Here is a 24821-nt window from a genome sequence, read left to right on the forward strand (position 1 = left end):
ATTAATGGTTGTAGCGTCTTATTTGCACGATCATACCCATACGTGGGTGATCAAAATAATGTATCTCGTTACTTATCACACGTTTAAATTGTGAAAAACGTGCTTTTTCGTAATCACCGTTTTCTAGGCGCTGACTAATATCAAAATCTGCGTTTATAAATAGGTAGTGACGAACATAAATTTTCATTAAACCATCAAATTCCCACTTTGGCACATTTTGCAACTGGTCGGGAATATAGCGCTCAGTAGGGCCCACTAGGCTTATAAAGTCGTTATTTTCATTCTCTACTGGGGTTGAGTGTTTTGCTAAGTGTTCACCGGAAAATAAACGGATACTGGGTGCGTTTCTTTCACTCATTTCAGGAAAACGCCACCCAGTGTGCAAAATAGGGGTTAAGCCTTTTCTATCAAGCTGATTTTTTTGCTCAACAAATTGTAATTGTTCTGGCGCCATTAAGTAAATGTCGTCAGTGTCTTCACGGGGCTCAACAACGGGTGTAACAGGCAGTTGATTATAGCTTGCTAAAAAATCAACACTGTCGTCACATACATTAGAGTGAGGGTTGCTATTCACTAAAGAATCGGTAAACGAATTTGAGCGAAAGCGGCTATCACCTTCAATACACGCTTGCTTCGCTTGTGCTGTGTATGCAGGAGATAATAAATCTTTGCTACGCTTTGCCTTGATCTCATCGTGTTTTAAACTGAAATCTTCCTGTAAATAAGGGGCTGGGCGCTGTTTATAAATAAGAACTTCTATTTCGAACCAACGTGCTGCAAATGACGAGCTTGTATATAAGCAACAAAGCAGTAGTAAACTATTTCTAAACAACATTAATGGCTAACCTTTTTTTCGAAATCTGCAATCATTGCAGTGACCATTTTTAAGCGTTCGCGAGCGTTGGCTTCGCTAATTGCAAAGCGCAGTTTATTTGCGCCATCCATTTTATACACCTGCGGTGCACTTTGTATCAAACCTATAATGAAGCTAGGGTTAACCTTTGTATGCTGGCTAAACTCAAAATAGCCGCCTTTCGGGTTTGCTTCAATCTTCTTAATGCCGATATTACTTGCTTGCAGTTTTAATTGCTGCAAACTGAATAAGTTTTTAGTGGCGTCAGGCAGCAGACCAAAACGGTCAATCAGCTCTACCTGTAACTCGTCCATATCATTGAGATTAGCACAGCTTGCAATGCGTTTATAGATTCCTAAACGTACGTTTACATCATGAATATAATCATCAGGTAATAACGCTGGCAGCTTTAAGTCAACCTCAGTTTGTTGACCTAATAAGTTCTCAAGGGTTGGCTCTTTACCTTCTTTGAGGGAGTTAACCGCTTGCTCAAGCATTTCCATATACAAACTAAAGCCAATGGTTTGCATTTGACCTGATTGATCATCACCAAGCAGCTCACCGGCACCACGAATTTCTAAGTCATGGGTTGCGAGCGCAAAACCTGCACCCAAGTCTTCCAGTGATTCAATCGCTTCAAGGCGTTTAACCGCATCTTTACTGAGTGATTTAGGGTTACCAGTCAGTAGGTAGGCATACGCTTGGTGATGGCTTCGGCCTACACGACCACGCAACTGATGCAGTTGTGCCAGACCCAGCTTATCTGCTCTATCCATAATAATGGTGTTGGCAGTGGGTACATCGATACCGGTTTCGATAATAGTGGTACACACAATCACGTTATATTTTTGGTGATAAAAATCACTCATAATTTGTTCAAGCTCGCGCTCTCGCATTTGACCATGTGCCGTTGTTACGCTGGCTTCAGGGACCCATTCACTGATTTCCTCTGCGACTCGGTCTATGGTTTCAACATTATTATGTAAGAAGTACACCTGACCACCGCGTTTAATCTCACGCAGAATTGCTTCGCGAATTAGTTCAGCATCTCTTTGTCTAACAAAGGTTTTAACCGCTAAGCGTTTCGCAGGCGGTGTGGCTATGATTGATAAGTCGCGCATGCCACTCATTGCCATATTTAATGTACGTGGGATAGGGGTTGCTGTGAGCGTTAAAATATCGACATCGGCACGTAATGCTTTGATTTTTTCTTTTTGACGCACCCCAAAACGGTGCTCTTCGTCAACAATCAACAAGCCCAAATCTTTAAATTGAATATCTTGTTGAATAAGCTTGTGAGTACCAATCACGATATCTAATTTACCCTCAGCCATTTTATCTAGGGTGTCTTTTTGCTCTTTGGTTGAGTTAAAGCGCGATAAAACGCCAACCTCAATTGGTAAATCGGCAAAGCGGTCTTTAAAGTTTTCATAATGCTGCTGTGCAAGCAGTGTGGTTGGTACAAGTACCGCAACTTGCTTGTTATCATTCACTGCCACAAAGGCTGCGCGCATTGCCACTTCAGTTTTACCAAAGCCAACGTCACCACATACTAAACGGTCCATCGCTTGCTTACTTTGCATATCACCGAGCACAGACTCAATGGCGTTGCGTTGATCGTCAGTTTCTTCAAATGGGAAGCTGTCGCTAAACTGACGATAAGCACTGCCATCAAGCTTAAATTTATTGCCAGGTTTAGCTTGGCGTTTTGCGTAAATATCTAACAGTTCAGCAGCCACATCACGGACTTTTTCAGCGGCACGTTTCTTGGCTTTTTCCCATGCATCGGAGCCCAATTTATGGAGCGGGGCCGAGGCCTCTTCGCCACCAGAATAGCGGCTAAGCATATGTAATGCAGAAACGGGCACGTATAGCTTTGCCTCGTTGGCGTAGATGATCGTAACAAACTCAGTGATCACACCGGCAGCATCAATGGTTTCAAGGCCTTGATAGCGTCCTACACCATGATCAAGGTGCACAATCGGTTGACCTTCACGTAGCTCAGCAAGGTTACGAATAAGCGCGTCTTGGCTAGCTTCGTATTTGTGTTTACGGCGTCGACGCTGCGAGACCTTGATGCCTAATAATTCTTGCTCTGTGATAATGGTTAAACGTGGCTTACCGTCTAGCACCACACTTTGCTCAAGTGGTGAAACAATTAGGCCAACATCACTCGAACTATTGGTAAAATCGCTAAACGATTCAAATTCTTTAAGCTTTAAACCACTTGGCTTTAATAAAGTGAGTAATGATTCGCGGCGGCCATCCGATTCAACCGAGAGCAGCACGCGGCCTTTTTGTTTTTTCTCACTGGCAACATAGTCAATTAAACCTTGGTACGGTTGATGTAACTTATGATCAATACGAACATTTGGCAGCTCTTTACTAGCAAGGTTGGTGTGACCCGCTTTGGTGCCTAATTTTGCTTGCGATAAACGAATACGCGCGTATTTACCAAATTCACCAAACAGCTCATTCACGCTTTGATACAGCTTCACGGGTTCAAGTAAAGGTCTGAGCGGATCAACACGTCGGTTTTCATAGCGTACATTCACATCATGCCAAAACTGATCAGCAGCATGTTCAATATCGCCAAAATGCATAAAGGTTGTATTACTTGGTAAGTAATCGAAGATAGTTGCCAATTCATCAAAAAACAGGGGCATGTAATATTCGATACCTGCAGGCCAGGTTCCTTTAGTCACCTGCATATAAATTGAGTCTTGCTCAGAGCTTGCGCCAAATTGTTCACGATAGTTGATACGAAAACGCTCAATGTCAGCGTCGTTAGTTGGGAATTCGTGGGCTGGCAGTAACTCAATTTTGTCGACCTTTTCATCTGAGCGCTGGCTTTCAACATCAAATAAACGAATGCTGTCGAGCTCATCATCAAAAAAGTCTAAACGGAATGGGTGTGGGCTACCCATAGGGTATAAGTCAACGATAGAGCCGCGAATCGCGTATTCACCGTGCTCCATCACTTGTTGTACATGTAAATAGCCCGCTTGTTCTAAGTTTTCACGCAGTGTGTGGGTATCTAAGGTATCGCCCACTTTAAAGTTAAGGGTTGAACCATAAATAAACGAAGCAGGGGCAGTGCGCAGCATCAAGGTCGACACTGGCACGATTAATACACTTTGTTGTTCTTTTTTTAAGGTATTTAACGTGGCTAAGCGCGCCGAAATAATATCTTGATGGGGCGAAAAATGATCATAAGGGAGTGTTTCCCAGTCAGGAAAGACCATGACTGGGTTTTCAGGCAACAGAAATTCGAGTTCAGTTTCAAGGCGTAGGGCGCTTGGCGTATCTGGGGTGACAATCACAACCAGCTCGTTGTGTTGTTTTACACCTTCTGCGATAGCGATGCTAAGCCCGCTACCGGTAAGTTGTCCCCATTGAATTTTATCTTTTTCAGATTTTACCCAAGGCAATGCTGCCCATTGCGCAAACGCCATTTACTACTCCTTTAAACTGTTTTTACTGCTTAGTCTCGATAAATCTTGGTTAAGTCCTGATAGTGATCGATACGACGATCACGAAGGTAAGGCCAAATTCGACGTATGTTTTCACTACGTGCTTGGTCTAATTCAACAACTAATAATTGCTCATCGCTGTTGTTCGCTTCGGCTAAAATTTCACCTTGAGGGCCCGCGATAAACGAGTTACCCCAGAACTGAATACCTTCACTTTGACCGCTTGGATCACTTTCGTGGCCAACACGGTTACAGCTGATCACCGGCACGCCGTTGGCAACTGCATGAGCGCGTTGGGAAATAACCCAAGCGTCTTTTTGACGTGTTTGCTCGTCTTTTTCATCACGCGGGTCCCAACCAATGGCTGTTGGGTAAATTAAAATTTCAGCACCGGCCATTGCCATTAAGCGTGCAGCCTCAGGGAACCATTGATCCCAACACACTAATACACCAAGTTTACCGACAGAGGTTTGAATAGGCTCAAAACCTAAATCACCCGGTGTAAAATAAAACTTCTCGTAAAAGCCTGGGTCATCAGGAATATGCATTTTACGGTATTTACCGGCAATGCTGCCGTCAGTTTCAAGTACCACAGCAGTATTGTGATAAAGACCCATAGCGCGCTTTTCGAATAATGATGACACGATCACCACATTAAGTTCTTTGGCTAGTGCACCTAAGGTGTCTGTGCTTGGGCCCGGGATTGTTTCTGCTAAATCAAAAACGTCTACATCTTCGGTTTGGCAAAAATATAAGCTACGGTGTAGCTCTTGAAGAACAATAAGCTTAGCGCCTTGGCTTGCTGCATCACGAATACCAGCAATTGATTTTGCCATATTGTCTTGAGCATTATCGGTGTTTGATTGCTGAACAAGAGCAACCTTTAAATGCGTTGGTTTAGTCATTGTTTGTTCCTGCTAAAAAGCCGCGCGGTAATTGCATTGTAATACAGTGTAAGCTGCCAAATTGGTGAATAATTGGCACACAATTAATACCCACTACAGTGTGATCTGGGTATGCTTTGGCAACCTGACCAAGCGCCAGTTGATCGTTTTCATCACCATAAATTGGTACTAAAACGGTTTTATTGATAATTAAATAATTAGCGTATGTGGCAGGTAATCTGTCACCATCTTCATCGAACACTGCTTTTGGCCAAGGTAAGGCAATCAGCGTGTAGTTTTCACCCTCTGCTGTTTTAAATGATTGCAGTTGTTTTTCCATTGCATCAAGGGCTGCAAAGTGCTCATCATTTTTATCGTCGCACTTAACATAAACAAGGGTGTTGTTTGGGGCAAAACGTACCAGCGTATCAATATGGCTGTCGGTATCATCACCTGCAAGGTAACCATGATCAACCCAAAGAAACGACGTAGCACCCAGTTGCTCAACCAGCGTTTGTTCTATATCTGCTTTTGTGAGTTCTGGGTTACGATTTGGGTTTAATAAGCACTCGCTAGTTGTTAGTAACACGCCGTGTTCATTGATCTCGACGCCACCGCCTTCAAGAACCAGATCACTTTGCTGATAACCATTTATAGGGCTAGCGACTTGTTTTACAAGTACTTGATTAATTTGGTTATCAAGATCACTTGCAAACTTATTGCCCCACCCATTAAAAATAAAATCCATTACTTTCAATTCTGTTGCGTCATCAATATTCGCACAGGTCAATGGGCCATGGTCACGTGCCCAGGTATCGTTACAGGGTGTCACCACAAAGTGAATGCGATTAGCATCAACCTCTGCATTTGCAAGTAAAGCTGCAATATGTGCTTTGAGAGCATTATCATGAGCTACAATCACAACATCTTGTTGTTGGCTTATTGCTTGGCAAAGTGCTACATACACAGGCTCAACAGCGGTTAAATTTGCTGCCCAATCTGTGTCTTGATGAGGCCAAGTAAGCATAACAGCATCTTGCTCAGCCCATTCAGGTAAAAGTCTAAATTTCATGAAGGTATTAAACAAACTAAGGTGGGGCTAGTTTAGCATTTTAGCCATAGATGTCAGCTTTTTGTGCGCGATCCTGCGTGATTTTTATTTGTCTTGCTGATTGTTTTCTTGCTGACGTTTTTTAAGTTGGCGTGTTTGTGCGTGCAGGGCTGCTCTTACGACTAAATCTTGGTCAGCATCGCGAATGGCAGTAAACAATAATGTGTATTGGTATTTATCATCATCGCATTTTTCAATGGCCACTAATTCGGTATAGCAATAAATAGCTGATGCTTCGTGTTGTAAGAATAACTTAGTGCGAAATGTTTGCCCTAATTCATACACATCAGCGGAGGTAAGTTTTACACCGCCACCGCCATAACTATCGCAATAGTTTGCGTTATCGTCAGGTTGCTCTGAGGCTAAGATGTGACTCATGATTAAATCAATTTTACGAGATTGCGCCTGTAAAAAGGCCGCCAGTTCTTGTGCAACATCACCTAGATTACGAAGTGGTCGTAAGCTTGTTTGCTCAAGTTCGTTTACTTCGTTGGCAAGTTTAAACAGGGCAGGGATATCCGCTTCAAGTTCAGCATTGGTTTTTGGCACAGCACTTGGTTCAACCGCATATAAATTGACACGGTTGCTCTCGTTGATTTGAAAATACTGTTCAAATTCGGCTAATTTTTGATTATTCATGCTGTACTCCACACATCTTTCCTTAATACTAGCGTTCGAAGCAGTAAATTGCTAGTAATCAAATAATCAAAAAAAAGGGCAAACTCATTGTTTGCCCTTCATTTTTTACAGGTTACCCTCTTGGGTTTTGACATGTTCTTGTTGATGATGTGCTGCTATCTCATCAGCAAGCTCTTGTCTTGAACGTTTTTCAGTTAACTTACGTGCCGTTAACCAATAAAAGAACAGCGGCACAAAGAATACTGCAAGGAATGTCGCTGCCATCATACCGCCCATTACACCGGTACCAACACTGTGACGGGCACCTGCACCTGCGCCAGAGCTTAGTACTAAAGGCACAACGCCCAAAATGAATGCAAGCGAAGTCATAATGATTGGTCTAAAACGTAACCGTGCAGCCTCAAGCGCAGCCGTACTTGCGCTCCAGCCTTGTTGATGTTTCATCAAGGCGTATTCAACAATAAGAATCGCGTTCTTACTGGCAAGACCAAGAAGTGTTACCAGACCAATTTGGAAGTACACATCGTTTGTCATGCCCACAACCCAAACCGCTATAAGCGCACCAAAGGTACCAAATGGCAAAGCAAGCATCACAGACAGCGGTAGTGACCAACGCTCATATAGCGCTGCTAGAATCAAAAATACCATGATCACAGCAAGGCCTAAGGCAATTCCTGTGGTGCCTGAACTGCGTTTCTCTTGGAATGCAGAGCCTGTCCACTCGTAGGTCATATTAGGTGGTAAAACGGCTTGTGCAATACGCTCAACTTCAGCAATAGCTTGACCCGAACTGTAACCCGGTGCTGCATTACCCATCAGTTTAACAGCAGGTAAGTTGTTATAACGATTTAGGTTTTCTGGGCCACGGCTATACTCGATAGTGGTAAAGGCTGAAAGCGGCACCATAGTACCTTGGTTGTTTTTAACATAGATACGGCCAATGTCATCAGGCTTCATTCTAAATTCAGCGTCTGCAGACATTAGTACTTGCCATGCGCGACCAAATTTATTGAAGTCGTTAACGTAATAAGTCCCTAAGTTACCTGCAAGAGCAGTAAATGCATCATCAATTTCGACACCCATGGCACGGGCTTGTTCACGGTCAACATCAACACGTAGCTGTGGTGCATCAGGGCGCCAAAGTGTTTGCAGACCACTGATGATAGGGCTCTTTTGTGCTTCAGCTGTCATCAACTGCATTGCATGTTGAAGTTTGTCTGGGTCGCTATCACCTTTGTTTTGAATGTAAAACTCAAAACCACCTGTGTTACCTAAACCAAAAATAGCCGGAGGATTAAAGGCAAGAACGAGCGCCTCTTTTATACCTGCTGTTTTCATGAAGAGCTCTTGCACCAGTGCCTTGGTATCAACTTCGCGCTCATCCCAATGTTTTTGTGTAACGAATAAGGTTGCAGCGCTGTTTTTGTAACCACCGCCAATAAAGTCAAAACCGGTAAACGCTACCACGTTTTCGTTCGCTGGGTTTGATTGCACGGCCTCAACAACTTGCTGCGTGACTTGCTCTGTGCGCTCAAGTGATGAACCGTCAGGTAAGAAAATTGCAGAGATGTAATAACCTTGGTCTTCATCTGGCACAAGCGAACCTGGGGTGTTTTGCCAAAGGCCAATCGTTGCGGCAATCATACCTGTCATTAAGATCAGCCCTAACAGACCACGGCGTACCATAAAGCCAACAGCACCAACGTAACGGCCGGTGATCTTGGTAAACATGTCGTTAAACCATAAGAAGAAGCGAGCAGTTTGCTTGTGTTCTTGTTTTAAAATAAGTACACAAAGCGCTGGCGTCATCGTTAAAGCAACGACACCCGATAAACTTACAGCAATCGAAATTGTAATAGCGAACTGGCGGAATAACTCACCGGTTAAGCCACCTAAAAATGCAATTGGCACAAACACTGAGCAAAGTACTAAAACAATTGCCACCACCGGGCCGCTTACTTCGCCCATCGCTTTAACAGCGGCTTCTCTAGCACCTAGCCCTTCTTCGTGCATGATACGCTCAACGTTTTCAAGCACCACGATGGCATCATCAACAACAATACCAATCGACAGCACCATACCGAATAAGGTGAGTGAGTTAATTGAGTAACCCAGCATATACATGCCGGCAAATGTGCCCAGTAGTGATACTGGCACTGCAAGAGTTGGAATAAGCGTGGCGCGCCAGTTTTGTAAGAATAAGTACACCACTAAGAATACTAATACCATGGCTTCAAGCAGTGTTTTTACAACTTCACGGATTGATACTTCAACAAAGCGGGTTGTGTCGTACGAGGTTAAATGTGCAAGTCCGGTAGGGAACTGGCTTTTCATTTCTTCAATAACACTGTTTACTTCTTCAGCTACATCAAGAGCGTTAGCACCCGGTTGCAAGAAGATACCCAACAGTACAGCTTCTTTACCGTTAATTGTTCCTTTGAAGTTATAATCTTTTGAGCCAAGTTCAACGCGGGCAACGTCTTTTAAGCGTAAGCTACTGCCGTCAGTGTTTGAACGAATAATGATATTTTCAAACTGCTCAGGCTCAGACAAACGCCCTTGTGCAGTTACACTGTAAACGAGCTCTTGTGGAGATTGCGTAGTCGGTGTAGCACCAATTTTACCTGCCGCGTATTGCGAGTTTTGAACACGGATTGCCCCTGCAATTTCTTCAACAGTGACACCTAACTGGCTCATTACATCAGGGCGCAGCCAAATACGCATTGCGTAATCTTTGGCACCAAAAATTTGTACACTGGTGGTACCAGGAATACGTTTAACACGGTCAAGTACGTTCATAGTGACATAGTTTGATGTCCATAAACTTGAACGTGTTCCATCTGGTGAGTAAAAGGCATGAACTTGTAAAAAGCTAGAAGAACCTTTTTGAACTACCACACCTTGGCGGCGTGTTTCTTCAGGTAAACGTGCTTCAACCTGCTTAACACGGTTGTTTACGTTAACGGCTGCTTGGTCAACATCAGTACCAATTTCAAAAGTAACTTCGATGGTGGTTGAACCTGCACTCGTTGACGTTGATGACATATACATCATGCCTTCAACACCGGTAATGGCATTTTCAATCGGTGTCGCAACCGTTTGCTCAAGTACATCGGCAGATGCACCTGGGTAGGCTGCGGTTACTTGTACAACCGGTGGTGCTATTTCAGGATATTGCGCCACAGGTAAGCTGCGCATCGCAGCAAGGCCCGCAAGCACAATAACAATAGAGATAACAAACGCAAAAATGGGTCTGTCTATAAAGTAACGAGAAAACATAAGACTCCCTGTGCTTATTCTGCGTGGCTTGGGTTAGCGGCTGGTTTGCCAACATTGACTGGCATACCCGGGAAGAAAATACGTGCCATGCCATCAACAATAACTTGGTCGCCTTCTTTTAACCCACTGCGAATTAACCAAAAGTTTTGGTATTGCTCGTTCTCAGTTTTTTTGATCCATTCACCTACAGTAACAGGGGCAGGTAAAGCGACATCCATACCTTGCTCGTTTTTACTTACTACATAAACAAACTTACCGGTGCCGTTATCAAGTACTGCACGTTGCGGTACGATGAAAGCGTTTTTGCGTACTGCACCACTTAACTCAACGCGCACGAATTGGCCCGGGCGAAGTTGAAAATCAGGGTTAGGAATAATTGCCTGAAACTCACTGGTACCTGTGTTTGGATTAATACGCACATCTGAGAAGTTAACTTCACCGGTTTGTCCGTATAACGAGCCGTCTTGAAGTTTAATTTGTGTTTTCCAATGGCCTTGCTCAGGTAACGTCAGTGAGCCATTTTTAACATCTTGACGCATTTGCAGTTGTTCACGCTCAGATAAGCCAAAACGAATACGAATAGGGTCAAACTGAGTCATTTGAGTCAGTAATAAATCTGGACCAGAAACATAGGTTCCTTCAGAAACAAACTCACGTCCCATTACACCTGCAACAGGGGCTTTCACTTGCGCATATTCAAGGTTTAGTTGCGCTTCTTTTAAGGCAACTTTTGCAGCGGCTAAATCAGTTTTAGCAATATCATTGGTTGAACTAGCGTTATCGTAGTCACGTTGTGAAACAGATTTTTCGGCACGTAGTTTAGCTAATCGTTTAACGTCACGATCAGCTTGAACAAGCGCTGCTTTTGCACCATCAAGTGCTGCTTGCGCACGATCAACCGCAAGTTGATAAGGTTCAAGGTCAATTGTAAACAGTGATTGGCCTTGCTCTACACGCTGACCTTCTTCAAAGTTGCGTGATTCAAGAATACCGGTGACACGGGCACGAACTTCAACTTCTTTAGAACCAGACAACGTCGCTGGCAGCTCAATCGTAAAAGGGGCATCGTGTGTTTCCATTGTCATAGTCGCGACAGCAGCGGGGTGCATTTGACCCTGTTGTTGCTGTGGCGCTTCTGAACAACCTTGCAGTAGCAAAGGAGCAGAAACTAATAACAACGCAGATAATGATAATTTGGCAGGTGCGAAAGGCAGACGCATGTTTACTCCACAGTCCAATTGTTAAGTAGGTATACATAAAAAATAGTCTATCAGGATGAAAGACGTCACTATGCATATTCATTTAGCGTTTAGTTTATACCCAAAAAAGAGAAAGGTACACCCTGTAGTTTACTTTTTTGTTAGGCGCAAAAAAACGCAAAGCATTTTCGCTTTGCGTTGATATAACGGTTTAAATCGTTTTTTACTTTTTCGTTAGTAAAGAGGCTAACTCTTCTAGGTTTTTAACAATGTAGTCTGGTTGCTTTGCCAATGGGTAAAGCGTTTTACCGGGCCTTGCGATAAACGCTGTTTGCATACCCGCTTCTTTAGCGCCTGCTACATCCCAGCCGTGAGCAGCAACCATTAAAGCTTCGTGAGGCGCTACATTTAATTGTTCAAGCAACCACTTGTAAGCGCGCAGATCGGGTTTATACACTTTAATATCTTCAACACTGTAACTGTGAGTAAAGTAATCTGTTAAACCAGCATGTTGGAACTGTGCTTTTACACCGTTATTTGACGAATTTGTAAAGCTGACCAGTTTGTAGTTTTGCTTTAATTTCGCTAAAGCTGGTTTAACATCGCTATGCGCAGGTAAAGATAAAAGCGGTGGTACAATCGCTTGTTTTGCTTGCTCGTTGGTTAACGAAATTTGATTATTACTTGCCACCATCATCAGTGCTGCAACACCGATTTCACCAAAGTCATGATAATCATTCGATACCGTACTTACTAAAGAGTGGTGAAGCATTGTCGAAAACCAAAGTGGCAATAGCTGGGTATTGCCATCAAGCGCTTTAGCGACTGAGGTTTGCATTTGTTCAAGATCAAGCAAGGTTTCGTTGACATCAAACACAATTACTTTTGGTTTAGCTTGGTGTTGAGACTCTGCCATTGTGCCTCCCGAGTAAGTTAGGGTTACCAATAAAACTAGACTAAAAAATACTTTTTTAAACATGATTTAGTGCCTTAACTGCGTTAAGAACATCTAAAGGCTCTGCTCTTAGAGTGTAATCTTCATGAGCAAATGCAAATTGAATCACTCCTTGGCTATCAATAACGTAAGTTGCTGGTAGTGGTAATTCGTAGCTTCCGTCACCATTGGCTTTTGGAATATCTAAACCAAGTTGATCGTAAACTGGGATCAAGCGTTCATCCAAAGTGAATACCAAACCACACTTTTTAGCCAAAGAGTTAGACACATCAGAAAGCACCGTATAAGCTAGCTCGTTATGCTGTTGGGTAGACAGTGATTCATCAGGTAACTGTGGCGAAACAGCAACTAACTGTGCATTTTGATCAGCAAATGCTTGTTGTATATTGTTAAGCGCGCGAAGCTCTAAATTACAATACGGGCACCAACCACCACGGTAAAAACTCAGCACAAGCGGGCCTTTAGTTAGCAGTTCAGTCGAGCTGATTTGTTTGCCCTTGCTGTCGGGTAATTCAAATGCTGGAAACTTATCACCGACTTTTAAAGCATGTTCACTTAATTGTTCAGCAATTAGTTTTTCAGTCGTTACATCCATCAAATTTAAGATATCAGCTGGGACATTGGCTTTCTTTTGCACTTCAAAGGCGTCGATTTGGGTTTTTAAAGACATACATGCTCCAATCATTTTTTACAATTAGTAGCAAGTATAGAGTTTTAAATATTTATATATACAATACAAAACTGAAACCTAAATTCGAAAACATTGAATCAAAGCCATGTACAGTTTATGTGATTTAGAAACCTTTATTGCCATAGTTGAAAACCAAGGTGTAGTTGCCGCCGCTAAAGCTCAGGGCCTCTCACCAGCTACGGTAAGTCATCGCTTAAGTAAGTTAGAAAAAGCCTTAAGTACTGTATTGTTGTTTCGTGATAGTCGGCGAATACGCTTATCGCCTGCAGGGGAGTTGTTTTATCAACGAGCTGGTGCCATTTTAGAAGCTTTATATGATGCTGAGCATCAAATTGGCGCTCGGGGCTCAGCAGTGACAGGGCTTTTAAGAGTTACTATGCCGCCTTGGGTCTTCTCAAAATTTGTGATGCCTGAGCTTGGCCACTTTGAACAGCAATTTCCCGACTTAAAGCTCGATTTTATGATCACAGATCAATTTGTGAATATTGTGGATGATGCCCAAGATGTGGCTATTCGAGTTGGTCAGTTAGCAGATTCAAACCTGCTTTCTCGCAAGCTGGTTAGTAACTCTCGTATTTTGTGCGCAGCACCGAGCTATATTGAAAAATATGGGCAACCAAAATCGGTCTCGGATCTTAAAGACCATTACTGGGTGTGTTTGCCATGGCAGCGACAGCTTAAATTTAGCGAAGGCGAGCAAGTCATTAATTATAATGTGAGAACGCGTTTTACTGTATCTAATTCAGATAACATGACACAGGCTGCGATTGCAGGCCATGGCATAGCGATTAAATCTTATATTGCAATTAAAGAAGATTTAGCCGAAGGGCGGTTAATTGAAGTACTCCCTAATAGCCTTGTTGATGCTGACGCACCAGTGTGGTTTTTAAAACCACAAAACAGCCTAGTGACGCGCAAAACAGAGGTTTTTTATGAGTTTATGAAATCTTTGTTTACTTAAGGTACAAAAACTTAACAAATGGCTTGTAATTAAACTGAAATCTCGTACCCTAAAGCAATAAAAATATAATAAAGGTGAGTTAAGGATGACAGAACAAACTGGGGTTATCACCGCTTTTACTGAGATATCGAGCAAGCTTAGGCGCTTTGTATCACGTATCGTCAGCCCTGATGATGTAGAAGATATTGTACAAGAAACGTTTATAAAAAGTTATGAAGCTGATCTTAAGCAAAATATCGAATATACTCACAGTTACATGCTGAAAACAGCTAAACATTTAGCGCTGAATCACATCGCTAAATGGGACAATAAATACAAAGAATCGTTAGATGAACAACAACAGGTTGAGCATCATATGCGTTCAATGGCACTTGAAGATGAAGTGACTTCTAAAGAGCGTTTTTTGTTTTTTTGCCGAGTAACTAACGAATTAAGCCCTCAGGTTAAAAAATGTTTTATCTTAAAAAAAGTCTATGGCTTAAGCCAAAAGGAAATTGCAGCTAAAATGGATCTCAGCGAGAGTACTGTTGAAAAACATATTGCTAAAGGCTTATTGCATGTTCACCGAGCAATGAAATCACACGATGTACAACCTCAGGCATTTACCCCTACCACAGAGTTCACTGCAAAAGAGGTGAGCAAATGAGTAATGTTCATCCATTTTCATCAAAAGACATGATTCAAGAGCAGGCGAGTCATTGGATCAGTGCAATTGATCGAGGCTTATCTAAAGATGAAGTAAGCCAATTACATATCTGGGCTCATCAAAGTATGGCTCATCAAGAGGCACTGTTTGAACTTGCGACCTTGTGGGATGAAATGAGTGTGCTTAATGAGTTAAGTAGTTTGTTTCCTTATAAAGCACCGCAAAAACAACCTGCTGTATTTGGTATGTCAACCGCAGCCAGCTTTTTAGTGGTGATGTTGCTTGGTTGTATCATGCTTATCTATTCAAGCTATTGGCAAAGTGAAGAAAATGACTACGCCAAATTTAGCAAAATTTACCGCACTAAAGTGGGTGAGCAAGCTGAATTTGTGTTACCAGACAGCACTATTGTGCAGCTTAATACCAATACTAAACTCGAAGTTGCCTACTCAGGCGATCGTCGTCAATTAATTTTGAGTCGCGGTGAAGGGCGCTTTAATGTTGCCAAAGATCCGAGCCGTCCGTTTACGGTTATTGCTGGTGATAAATCATTTACTGCACTTGGTACGGTGTTTAATGTTCAGCGAAATACCGCTTCAGACTTAGAGCTAGTGGTGACCGAGGGCAAGGTGATGATTGCTGATCCTGGTACGCAGGTTGATGCTAGCGACTTTAATCGTTTAAAAGACGCCTCAGATAACAGTGAAGATATAAAAGCGCTTCGCGCTAATGTTGTTGTATCTGGTGAGAAAGCACTGATAAAACAAAGTAAAACAGAACCAATTAAGCAGTTATCTGTTGATGACGTACAACGTGATTTGGCATGGCAACAAGAAATGCTGATTTTTAATGGCGAGTCTTTAGACGAAGCTCTGCAAGAGGTGAGTCGTTATACCGCCACACGTTTTGAATTAAATGATCCAGAACTTGCCTCTTTAAAAGTGGCTGGCGTGTTTAAAACTGGTGACATTAAAGGTTTGCTTGATTCTTTACAGGTCAACTTAGGTGTAGAACATCAACGTTTAGGTGAACATCGTGTTAGCTTAACTATCGCTGCAAAAGGTTAGTTCTGTCTATGAGAATACGCCAATCTAATGATGTTAATTGTGCGCCACTTTCTCGTCACAAAAAATTAATTAAAAAAAAGTTAAATTTACATAGCGGATTTTTCTTCCTCACTTGTTTGTTTAAATTGCGCAGTAAGCAATTGCCGTTGTTACCTGCCTCTTTTGTTATTTATGGCCTTACAGCAGGCCAAGTAGCAATAGCGGCTGAAAAACAAATGCTGCAATTTGACATCAAAGCGCAACGAGCTGATTTGGCGTTAATCGAATTTGCAAAGCAAACCGAACAAACAGTCATTTTTTCTTTCGAATTAGCAAAGCAATATCAAGCGCAATCAGTGTTTGGTTTTTACACCAAACTTGATGCACTGAATGCGATGCTAGAAGGCACTGAGCTCGATGCGGTTGTTGATCAACAAGGCTTGCTGAGTATAAAACTCAAACAAGTAGATAGGATAGATAATAACATGATCAAAGTATCAGGGGTCAGCGCTGCAGTCGTGCCATTACTGCTTGCCGCCAATACGCAAGCGTTAGCAGAAGATCAATCAGCAGAACAAAACATCGAAAAAATTGCCGTTGTCGGTAGCCGTGTAGCAGGACGCTCGGTTGAAGATTTACCGGTTCCGGTTGATATTTTAAGTGCCGAAGCACTCGAGAATACAGGTCAAACAGAAGTTGGCCGTATGCTTCAGGCTATTGCACCGTCTTTTAACTTTTCAAGCTCGTCTATCAGTGATGGTACTGATGCACTTCGCCCTGCAACATTACGTGGCTTAGGGCCAGATCAAACCTTAGTTCTTATCAATGGTAAACGCCGCCACCAAGCGAGCCTTATTCACATTAATACGTCAGTAGGTCGTGGTACGGCGGGTACCGACATGAATGCTATTCCTGCTGCTGCAATCAAACGTATTGAAGTATTACGTGATGGTGCTGCTGCGCAATATGGTTCAGATGCCATCGCAGGCGTTATTAATATCGTATTAAAAGACGCTGAAGAGGGCGGTAAAGCGGCTATTAATTACGGTGAGTACTCAGAGGGCGATGGCGAAACTGTAACTGTTGATTTCAACAAAGGTTTTGCTTTAGGTGATGAAGGTTATTTAAATACCACAATCAACTACCGTGACCGTGCGCCGACAAACCGTGCTGGCCTTCATGGCTCATGTCAATTTTACGGCTGTACTGAACTTGATGACGGTACGCTTTTAGCAGGCGACCCTCGTGAGTTAACGGCACCTCGTGATACGTTTAGAATTGGTGATGCAGATTCACAGCAATTTGCTCTAACCGTTAACACTGGCTACGAGCTTGCCGGTGGTGAGCTATATGGCTTTATCACTTATTCAAATCGTGAAAACGAATCAGCTGCGTTTTTCCGTCATAACGCAAATGCTAATGGTAACCCTGTATTACAAGATGGTGATGCAACCATTCCTATGGGTTTTTTACCGAAAATTAATACTGTCATTGATGACGTGTCTTATAACTTTGGTTATAAAAAATCGTTCGATAATGACTCAAGCATTGATTTATCGTACACCTACGGTGAAAACAGCATTGATTACACCACAAGCGACACTATCAACGGCTCTTATGCTAACTACCTTCGCTATGAGCAAGGTTTAACGGCTGATGAAATTCGTGCCACTATCCCACGTTCAGCGTATGCATATGGCCTTGAATTATCACTGCAAACTCTAAACCTTGATTACACCAAAGATTACGATAACTTCTCATTAGCACTAGGTGCTGAGCTTCGTACCGATGAGTTCCGTATTCTTGAAGGTAGCGAATACGCATACCGTGATTACGATACAGTTGATGGTGTGAGCATCTATTCTGGCTTAAATGGCGGGGTAGGTAGTGTTGACGCTGCAAGCGGTACGCAAGGTTTTGGTGGTTCAGACCCAGCATCATCTGTTGATGAGTCGCGCGATGTGATCTCATTCTATATGGATGCAGAAACCTATGTTATCGATGATGTAATCATTTCAGGTGCGGTACGTTACGATAACTACAAAGGCTTTGGTGATACCGTTAACTTTAAGTTAGCGGGTAATTGGTCAATTACTGAAGATGTGTCTTTACGTGGTGCATTAAGCACAGGTTTTAGAGCACCTTCTATGCAACAACTTTACTTTAATAACGTAAGTACTCAGTTTGTTGTAGGTGATGATGGCAGCTTAGTGGCTGAGCAAGTAGGTACGTTTAGAAACGACAGTACCTTAGCGCAATCAATTGGTATTCCTAAGTTAAAAGAAGAGAAATCACAAAACCGTAGTTTAGGTATTGTGTATAACGTGACCGACAATATCAATTTAACCATTGACTACTACTCGATTGATATCGACGACCGTATCGTTATTTCTAACCGTTTAGGTAAAGGTTTATCAGATACGCTCGATGCTGCACTTGAAAGTTCAGGCGCAGGTGCGGGTCAGTTCTTCTTAAATGGTGCAGACACAGAAACAGAAGGTGTTGATTTAGTTGCCACATGGAACACAGAAGGTCTTGGCGGCACGCTAGATTTCACCTTTGCTGCTAACTTCACTAAAACTGATGTGGTTGATTTATTTACGCCATCAGGCAGTGGTCTTGAGACTATTCCAGTAGAAGATGTGTTTTCTGCCCAAGAAACATCAATTATTGAAGAATGGCAACCAGAAGACCGCATTAACTTAAGCGCGCTTTACCGCTTAGAAGATTGGACTGTAAACCTATCTCTAAACCGTTACGGCGAATACACAGTTGAAGATGGTGGCCGTCAAACATACGGTGCTGAAATCTTAACTGATGTTAAAGTTAACTACTTCTTTAACGAAAACCTATCATTTAACATTGGTGCAAATAACTTATTTGATGTTTACCCAGATAAGAACACCATTGGTAATTCACGCTCGGGTACGATTGTTGATGCTAGCGGCAACACAATTGTTTCAAGCCCTGGTGTATTCACTTACTCACGTCGTTCAGCACCATTTGGTTTTAACGGTGCGTACTACTACGTAGGTGCAGAGTACAAGTTCTAAACTCCCTTTAGATTCCTTTATTATTTAACTTGCAAAGGGCCGTTAGGCCCTTTTTTAGTTATAAAGACGTGCTTATAGAGATTGGTACATCTTGATATTGTTTTATTTTATCAAGCAAGGTGACCAAGGTTTTATGGCTGCTTTGCTCACTTGCTGTTACTTGCACATTGGTCATTTCAAACTGTGCGGCAAATAACGCAAGGTTAGCGATTATCTGCTCTGGTGTGATAAGCCGGTTTGCAAAATAAATACTGTCATTTTCAGTGATAGTAAATTGCGCTTGTTTTTTAGGGTTTTCAAGACTTGGTTTTGCTAAAGGGCGATTGACTTCAATAGCGCGCTCTTTAACAAATGAGGTTGTGACGATAAAAAATATCAGCAAGATAAACACAATATCGAGCATAGGAGTCATATCTACATCAGCGTTTGCAGTGGTTTTTGTATGTTGTTTCACCATAATTAGGTCCTTGTTGTTTTTGACCAAGCCACAAAATTTACGATTAAGTGGACTAGCCATAGTCGTGATTAATACCACGGATTATTTTTAAAATGCTGGGCGCCACAGCAGTTTTTCGGATCCTAAATTTAAAGTTAGCAGCTTTTAAAAAAATGGTAGTTAAATAAATATTCTAAGTTTATTAAATGTTTGTAGCGTTTTTGTTGGTAAAAAATATTTATTAGCTTTGATGAAATCATTTCGAAGTGTATCTGGTCACTTTTGTTGGAACTAAGTTTAAAGGATGGATAAATGTTAAAAATTACGTCTTTAGTTTGTGCAATGTGTCTTGTTTTACCGACAGCAAGTTTTGCTGAGCAATCAGTAAACGGGCAAGATTTTATTAATTTATTTGAAAAGCTTTCAGGTAAGCAACCCGGAATCAGAAAAGGTCACGCCAAAGGGGTGTGCGCTTTCGGCACATTTACACCTAATCAAGCTGCAAAGCAGTATTCAATCAGCCCTTTATTTAACGCACCGTCAAAAGCAAATATTCGCTTTTCTATGGGCGGTGGTAACCCTCATGCTGATGAAACATCACGCTCGCCGCGAGGAGTGGGGGTGCAGTTTGTACTAGAAAATGGTGATGTACACAATATTGCAGGGCTAAGTACGCCAGTGTTTGCAGGCAACAGCCCAGAAGCGTTTTTTGGTTTGCTAAGTACCTTATTACCTGACGAGAAAACAGGGCAAATCGATTTTGCAAAAGTAAAAGCATACAGAGAGCAAAACCCGAGTACCTTAGGGCAATTTAATTGGCTACAAAGCCATAACCCGCCAGCATCGTATGTGTCTTCGCGTTATTTTGGTGTGCATACCTTTTACATGGTTGATGAAAAGGGCGCTAAGCATGCCTTTAGATGGACCATGGTGCCAGAAGAGCCAGAACAGGTGCTAACAGAAGAGCAAATGAAAACCTTCCCTAAATCATTTCTGGCTAAGCGACTTGAAGAAGATTTAGCAAAAGGGAAGGTGCATTATCGTTTTCAGGCTGAATTAGCCAAGCCCGGTGATGCATTAACTGACCCTTCAGTACAATGGCCTGCGGAGCGCAAAACAATTAATTTAGGAAAGCTCACCATAGAATCGACAGGTGAGTCAGGTTGCGACCTCACTAATTATGACCCAAATCTGTTATCTAAAGGGTTTAAGCCAAGTGATGATAAAGTACTTAAATTACGCTCAACAGCCTATGCAATTTCATTTGCTAAGCGTTTAACGGGTCAATAAATAAAACTAAATCGCTTGGCGGTGCTCCCGATTATTTGATTACCAAATAAACTTGGTGGTTTAACGACCAAGCGATTTTAATGTAAAAGTTGTCGTATATAGTTAAAGTCATATTTTTCAATTATGTATTGTTTTTATTCACTTTACCCATATCTATACATTTACTGAAAAAATAAAGGGAATTTTATGAATGTAACTTTGCGTGATGTTACGAAGGATAATTGGCTAGATGTAATTCACTTAGAAATAACTAAAGAGCAAGAGGATTACGTAGCGTTAAATTCAGAGTCTATCGCTGAATCAAGCTTTTATTCCCATTATGTTAATCGAGCAATATATCGTGAAGATGAGGTTGTCGGTTTTATTCAATATTACCAAGAGCTTGAAGAAGGGCTACCTGATGAGTTTTACATTGCTCAGTTTATGGTTGATGTAAAATATCAAGGCCAAGGTATAGGTAAAATCGCAACAGAATTAGTAATTAACGAGATGAAAGAAATTCCAGAATGTAAAAAAATAACCATACTCTACATGCCTGGCCACCATATGATGCGCAAATTTTATTCTCAGTTTGGTTTTGTGGTCACCGAAGAAGACGATGAAGACGGTGTTGTAATGGAGCTAGATGTTAAATAGTAGGAACGCTTTTTTAGGGGAGCTTAGTTATCATCAACCTTTATTATATCTTGTCACGTTAGATTGGTGGGCCTTAATAAAATATGGGAGTCTTATAAACGTGTGAAGCAGGCTGTTGGATGAACTCGTTTTTGGACAAAAACACGTTAGAGTATTTAATCAGTAACGCCGCATTAAGGTGTGAGCAACACTTGGCTATACTTGAGCCAAGCGTTGCGAATCACTCTTAAATGCTTTGTTATACCATTGCTAACACCTAAGCTCTCCAGTTTCAGTTATGTACTCTAACTCTGAAACCATGGCTTCTACATCTAGTTCACCAGATACATCTAAACAAAGATTTCGACAGAAACCAAGTGCCAGCGCCTCCATGTAATCGGTTAGGAAATCATCCTCGATTTGCATATAGGAGATTAAAAAATATGCCATGATTCGACGATTTATATTTTCAACATATTCCGGTGGACTTGGGCATAATCTGGACGCTATATACTCAAATAGGAAATATGAGTAGTACAAAACGTATGGAAGCCTCGTGTACAAATATCGTTGCTGTGAATAAATTTGACTACCGCCAGAAAACACAAAATTGATGTTCAAGAGCTCTGTTTTGATAGCCTTATGTTCCGTAAACAAATGAGTCGCTTGGTTACAGATTCGGTCAAAGCTATCGAAGCTTGATTTTTGATAACGTAACTCCGCCAAATACTCTGGACTTAATAGTTCTGCCATGCCGATTTTTTGCAGAACTTTACTAATTCGCTTAGTGTGCCCCTCTGGGCCACCACCGTTCTTCGGTCTGAGGAACATAGGGTCTTCAGATATTTTTTGAACAAAATCGACTTCACTTATTGCCATTGCTTCTAGTAGATATAAGCTTTCTTGGATAGGTTTGCGAAGCAACATGAACGATACTGCCATCTTTCCCTTTTTTGCCGATTCAAGCGCTTCAAAGAAGCAATGCAACATATCAGATAGAACAGCAGGTAAAACGACGGTCCGGATAACTAAGTTACGATGTGCAAATTTTCCATTTTGCTCTAACCAGTCCAAGATATTTTGATCGTCGATATTTTCCAGAGAAGATATTTCATGCTCTTCAAACGTAAACTTTTGATTAAAGGCACCTTATTCTTCACCAGAGCGTAAAAATTCAACCATTACATCATGCATGTACATGCACGTTGTATGAGCATCTTGGAACTCATCAGGTAACTTCATGTTTCTCCTTACTTATTCAAATGGTATAACATGTTTATAGCGAACTAATCGCGCGTTTTTCTACCACAGCGTAGCTCGTTTTTTTTATTAGATTATCTCTAACAAACTTGTTAACTAATTGCCAGTGTTATTAAAATTTAGGAGTTCTCGCTTTTACCTCAAGATAAAAACGTGCGACAGGGTCGTTTTCTTGACAATGCGAGTAATATACTGTGACGAAATAGACTATTTTGTCTCGATGCTAGCCGATGATTTCATTGATGAACACGTCAAATTTAAATTTGTTAATTCAGAAAAATCAAAACTCCGCGAGGATATGATAAGTAAGCTAAATGATGAAGTTATCTATAGTTCAATAGAAATAAATGAGATTATGGTTGGCGCTGACGTAGTTTTTGTAAAAATGACTGAATCAGGTAAAGTTAAGCCAGCTCATTTAAACAAAACTATCGAGCACACTAAAACCAATATTGTTTCACTTGAGTTTAATCAAGTAGGTTTAATTAAACATATCCGGCGTCATCACGGGTAATTGGAAGCTAGCAAAGTGAAAAAGAATTAGGGCGTCTAAATATTGGCTAGATGTTCGTCCCTCTGTGATTTTAGCTAACATTGTTACATTTTCTATGATGTAGTTATGTCTTAAGTGATTAGTATAGAAATCTCTAAAATAATTTTCTTACATAGCTTTCAATGAGTATTACAGCACTGTGTATAGGCTAACGGAGCAAGGTTTGGCTAAAGTCAAAACATAGAAATTTATTTAAAGGGAATAAAGTGAACATCAAATATATGTTATTGCTTGTTATAGTTTTCTTTAGCTTAGGCTGTACTACTTCTGGTCAGCTTTATTATGTTGATACTGAAGGTAATGAAAAGCTTGCTTGTGACGTAGAGTTTATTGGTATGCCAAGTGTCGATAAATTTGCTGTTGAATATGCTTTAAGCCTTTGTGCCAAAAGTATTGTGAAAAAAGGCGGAGTGATAAAAGAAGAGCATCTTTTATCGATTGATACAGCTATTCCCTTAGCTCCGTGTGAAAAGGCTTGGACTCATGAACTAGTTAAGCAGCAATATCAGTCTAATAATTTAACTAAGAAAGAGTATGGGTATATTGTTGCTAATATAGACCTAGGTTTGGCTACAGTGAATAAGTGCACATAAATGTTACTTAAAAGGACGTGAAATGCTTGGCTTTACTCATTGTGTTCATTATTTTAGCCAACTATTAAATGCTGGCGTCATGTTTTCACGGAGTAGTGGTGATTTAAGGAAACTGGGATGGCGCAATTTTTAAAGCTTGCCATTGGTAGGCTTTGGAGTGAGTGTTATAACTCTGGTGATGGGTCGCTCAGCTTCACATTTAAGCCAAACATCAAGCAGTCGCTGATTAGAGTATTATGAAGAAATTGTTATGGATATATTGTTCTTTTAGGCTTTGGCATTGACGGATTGTATATTTACTTTGCTCCAACAAAGAAGTTGTTAAAAATTGATTTTGGTTTAGCCAAAATATATTACAGGAGAGCCAAGGACAAAGGTGTTGGTTTAAATAAAGCACGCGCGTATTACAACAAGCTAGGTAAAGCTTTTGTTTTTGTGTCGATAGCGGGGATTTTAATAAAGCTATTCTTTGTTTTATTTTCGTCAGTAACATAACAAGCTGCCTAAAGAGGTAGTAAAACTTTGCCTACGCTCCTTTATTGAGTATTTTAGCGAAGCATTTTTTGCCCCATTTAGGTGAGAATTATAAATCATGGAAGGTTTTGTGAAATTAAAAAGTATTGACGTTTTCTTAATAATTCTTTCTTCTAACGTCTTGGCTTGAATCTCGATGGAGAGTTTAAGTTTTTATTAAAGTAAGCTTATAGCTATATGTAATATAAAGAAATTTATGTTGATATCCCCAACAAATTGAATGATAAATAGTGTTTGCCAAATTCTTGCAATGGCTTTTTACTTTCAGGAGATACAGTGAGATTTCTAGTATTTTTACTTTCATTAACTCCCTTGTTTAGCCTTGCTTGTTCGACTGAAAATACGAGTGGGTTATCAGCTTTTAAAACTCAAAGTATTTACGGTGAGATATCGCATATAGAAGTTTACTACCCTTTGGATTACGGCGACGCTCAAGCTTTTCGAGCTGAAATTTCGTTTGAAAGCAATTTTGATCAACCTGTATTAACTGTTCCCACATTTGTTAATGAACCATTAGACCTAGAACACAGTCCAGAATTGAGACCTTATAGAGTTTCAACTTTCCAGCTTGCTACTAATATGCTAGTTAAAGCTTCTATAGCCATTTATTATAAGTTTCCGAAAAGAGATGATGGTTTAATAACATTTTGTATGGGACCAAGAGTGATATACAAAATAAGTGACTTACCTGAAAAGTCTCTATAACAAACACATTAATAAATGAATGTTTATAGGCTAGCTTATGTATAC

The 24821-nt window shown here is 41.1% G+C and carries 20 protein-coding genes; 9 read left to right on the forward strand and 11 right to left on the reverse strand.

The window, feature by feature from the left end; all coding sequences use genetic code 11:
* Position 1: 1 nt before the first annotated feature.
* The 9 genes from CWC02_RS10940 to CWC02_RS10980 all read right to left on the reverse strand — a co-directional run bounded on the left by CWC02_RS10940 (position 2) and on the right by CWC02_RS10980 (position 13063).
* Positions 2-835 carry a peptidoglycan binding protein CsiV gene (locus CWC02_RS10940; protein ID WP_054553059.1) on the reverse strand — a complete coding sequence of 278 codons (834 nt, stop codon included), beginning with the start codon at positions 833-835 and terminating at the stop codon, positions 2-4.
* Positions 835-4308, reverse strand: a complete 3474-nt coding sequence (gene mfd / locus CWC02_RS10945) for a transcription-repair coupling factor (RefSeq protein ID WP_138618198.1) — start codon at positions 4306-4308, stop codon at positions 835-837. The genes CWC02_RS10940 and mfd overlap by 1 nt, the downstream gene beginning before the upstream one ends.
* Positions 4309-4337: 29 nt before the next feature.
* Positions 4338-5231, reverse strand: coding sequence for a carbon-nitrogen hydrolase (locus CWC02_RS10950; protein ID WP_138618201.1), 894 nt, complete (start codon positions 5229-5231; stop codon positions 4338-4340).
* Positions 5224-6282, reverse strand: a complete 1059-nt coding sequence (locus CWC02_RS10955; protein WP_138618204.1) for an agmatine deiminase family protein — start codon at positions 6280-6282, stop codon at positions 5224-5226. The genes CWC02_RS10950 and CWC02_RS10955 overlap by 8 nt, the downstream gene beginning before the upstream one ends.
* Positions 6283-6366: 84 nt before the next feature.
* Positions 6367-6960 (reverse strand): PilZ domain-containing protein, encoded by a 594-nt coding sequence (locus tag CWC02_RS10960; RefSeq protein WP_054553092.1) that lies wholly within the window; start codon positions 6958-6960, stop codon positions 6367-6369.
* A gap of 105 nt (positions 6961-7065) precedes the next feature.
* Positions 7066-10239: an efflux RND transporter permease subunit gene (locus CWC02_RS10965; RefSeq protein ID WP_138618207.1), complete on the reverse strand. Its 3174-nt coding sequence runs from the start codon at positions 10237-10239 to the stop codon at positions 7066-7068.
* Positions 10240-10253: 14 nt separating this feature from the next.
* A complete protein-coding gene (locus CWC02_RS10970; protein ID WP_138618210.1) occupies positions 10254-11459 on the reverse strand; it encodes an efflux RND transporter periplasmic adaptor subunit in 1206 nt (401 codons plus the stop codon).
* A gap of 202 nt (positions 11460-11661) precedes the next feature.
* On the reverse strand, positions 11662-12354 hold the full coding sequence (locus CWC02_RS10975) for a haloacid dehalogenase type II (RefSeq protein WP_138618213.1): 693 nt from the start codon (positions 12352-12354) through the stop codon (positions 11662-11664).
* A 55-nt stretch (positions 12355-12409) separates the two neighbouring features.
* Positions 12410-13063: a peroxiredoxin-like family protein gene (locus tag CWC02_RS10980; protein ID WP_138618217.1), complete on the reverse strand. Its 654-nt coding sequence runs from the start codon at positions 13061-13063 to the stop codon at positions 12410-12412.
* A 106-nt stretch (positions 13064-13169) separates the two neighbouring features.
* On the opposite strand from CWC02_RS10980, the gene CWC02_RS10985 reads away from it, so the two are divergent.
* The 4 genes from CWC02_RS10985 (at position 13170) to CWC02_RS11000 (ending at position 18790) form a co-directional block, all read left to right on the forward strand.
* A complete protein-coding gene (locus tag CWC02_RS10985; RefSeq protein ID WP_138600044.1) occupies positions 13170-14045 on the forward strand; it encodes a LysR family transcriptional regulator in 876 nt (291 codons plus the stop codon).
* Positions 14046-14130: 85 nt separating this feature from the next.
* On the forward strand, positions 14131-14691 hold the full coding sequence (locus tag CWC02_RS10990; protein ID WP_138618220.1) for an RNA polymerase sigma factor: 561 nt from the start codon (positions 14131-14133) through the stop codon (positions 14689-14691).
* On the forward strand, positions 14688-15758 hold the full coding sequence (locus CWC02_RS10995; RefSeq protein ID WP_138618222.1) for a FecR family protein: 1071 nt from the start codon (positions 14688-14690) through the stop codon (positions 15756-15758). The genes CWC02_RS10990 and CWC02_RS10995 overlap by 4 nt, the downstream gene beginning before the upstream one ends.
* Before the next feature lie 125 nt (positions 15759-15883).
* Positions 15884-18790 (forward strand): TonB-dependent receptor plug domain-containing protein, encoded by a 2907-nt coding sequence (locus CWC02_RS11000; protein ID WP_502705405.1) that lies wholly within the window; start codon positions 15884-15886, stop codon positions 18788-18790.
* Positions 18791-18848: 58 nt separating this feature from the next.
* On the opposite strand, the gene CWC02_RS11005 is transcribed toward CWC02_RS11000, so the two are convergent.
* Positions 18849-19247 carry an ExbD/TolR family protein gene (locus tag CWC02_RS11005; RefSeq protein ID WP_138618226.1) on the reverse strand — a complete coding sequence of 133 codons (399 nt, stop codon included), beginning with the start codon at positions 19245-19247 and terminating at the stop codon, positions 18849-18851.
* Positions 19248-19538: 291 nt separating this feature from the next.
* Here CWC02_RS11005 and CWC02_RS11010 point away from each other — a divergent pair, with 291 nt between their 5' ends.
* Together CWC02_RS11010 and CWC02_RS11015 are read left to right on the forward strand one after the other, a co-directional pair.
* On the forward strand, positions 19539-20516 hold the full coding sequence (locus CWC02_RS11010; RefSeq protein ID WP_138618228.1) for a catalase family peroxidase: 978 nt from the start codon (positions 19539-19541) through the stop codon (positions 20514-20516).
* Positions 20517-20702: 186 nt separating this feature from the next.
* Positions 20703-21152, forward strand: a complete 450-nt coding sequence (locus tag CWC02_RS11015; protein ID WP_138618230.1) for a GNAT family N-acetyltransferase — start codon at positions 20703-20705, stop codon at positions 21150-21152.
* A gap of 249 nt (positions 21153-21401) precedes the next feature.
* On the opposite strand, the gene CWC02_RS11020 is transcribed toward CWC02_RS11015, so the two are convergent.
* Positions 21402-22205 carry a hypothetical protein gene (locus CWC02_RS11020; protein ID WP_138618232.1) on the reverse strand — a complete coding sequence of 268 codons (804 nt, stop codon included), beginning with the start codon at positions 22203-22205 and terminating at the stop codon, positions 21402-21404.
* A 406-nt stretch (positions 22206-22611) separates the two neighbouring features.
* Here CWC02_RS11020 and CWC02_RS11025 point away from each other — a divergent pair, with 406 nt between their 5' ends.
* The 3 genes from CWC02_RS11025 to CWC02_RS11035 all read left to right on the forward strand — a co-directional run bounded on the left by CWC02_RS11025 (position 22612) and on the right by CWC02_RS11035 (position 24776).
* A complete protein-coding gene (locus CWC02_RS11025) occupies positions 22612-22905 on the forward strand; it encodes a hypothetical protein (protein ID WP_249364098.1) in 294 nt (97 codons plus the stop codon).
* Between the two features lie 245 nt (positions 22906-23150).
* A complete protein-coding gene (locus tag CWC02_RS11030; RefSeq protein ID WP_138600061.1) occupies positions 23151-23537 on the forward strand; it encodes a hypothetical protein in 387 nt (128 codons plus the stop codon).
* 810 nt (positions 23538-24347) lie between these two features.
* Entirely contained in the window at positions 24348-24776 is a 429-nt protein-coding gene (locus CWC02_RS11035) for a hypothetical protein (RefSeq protein ID WP_138618234.1), read from the forward strand.
* The last annotated feature ends 45 nt before the right edge of the window (positions 24777-24821 follow it).

It is taken from the genome of Pseudoalteromonas sp. S2721, assembly GCF_005887425.1.
Classification (GTDB): Bacteria; Pseudomonadota; Gammaproteobacteria; order Enterobacterales; family Alteromonadaceae; genus Pseudoalteromonas; species Pseudoalteromonas simplex.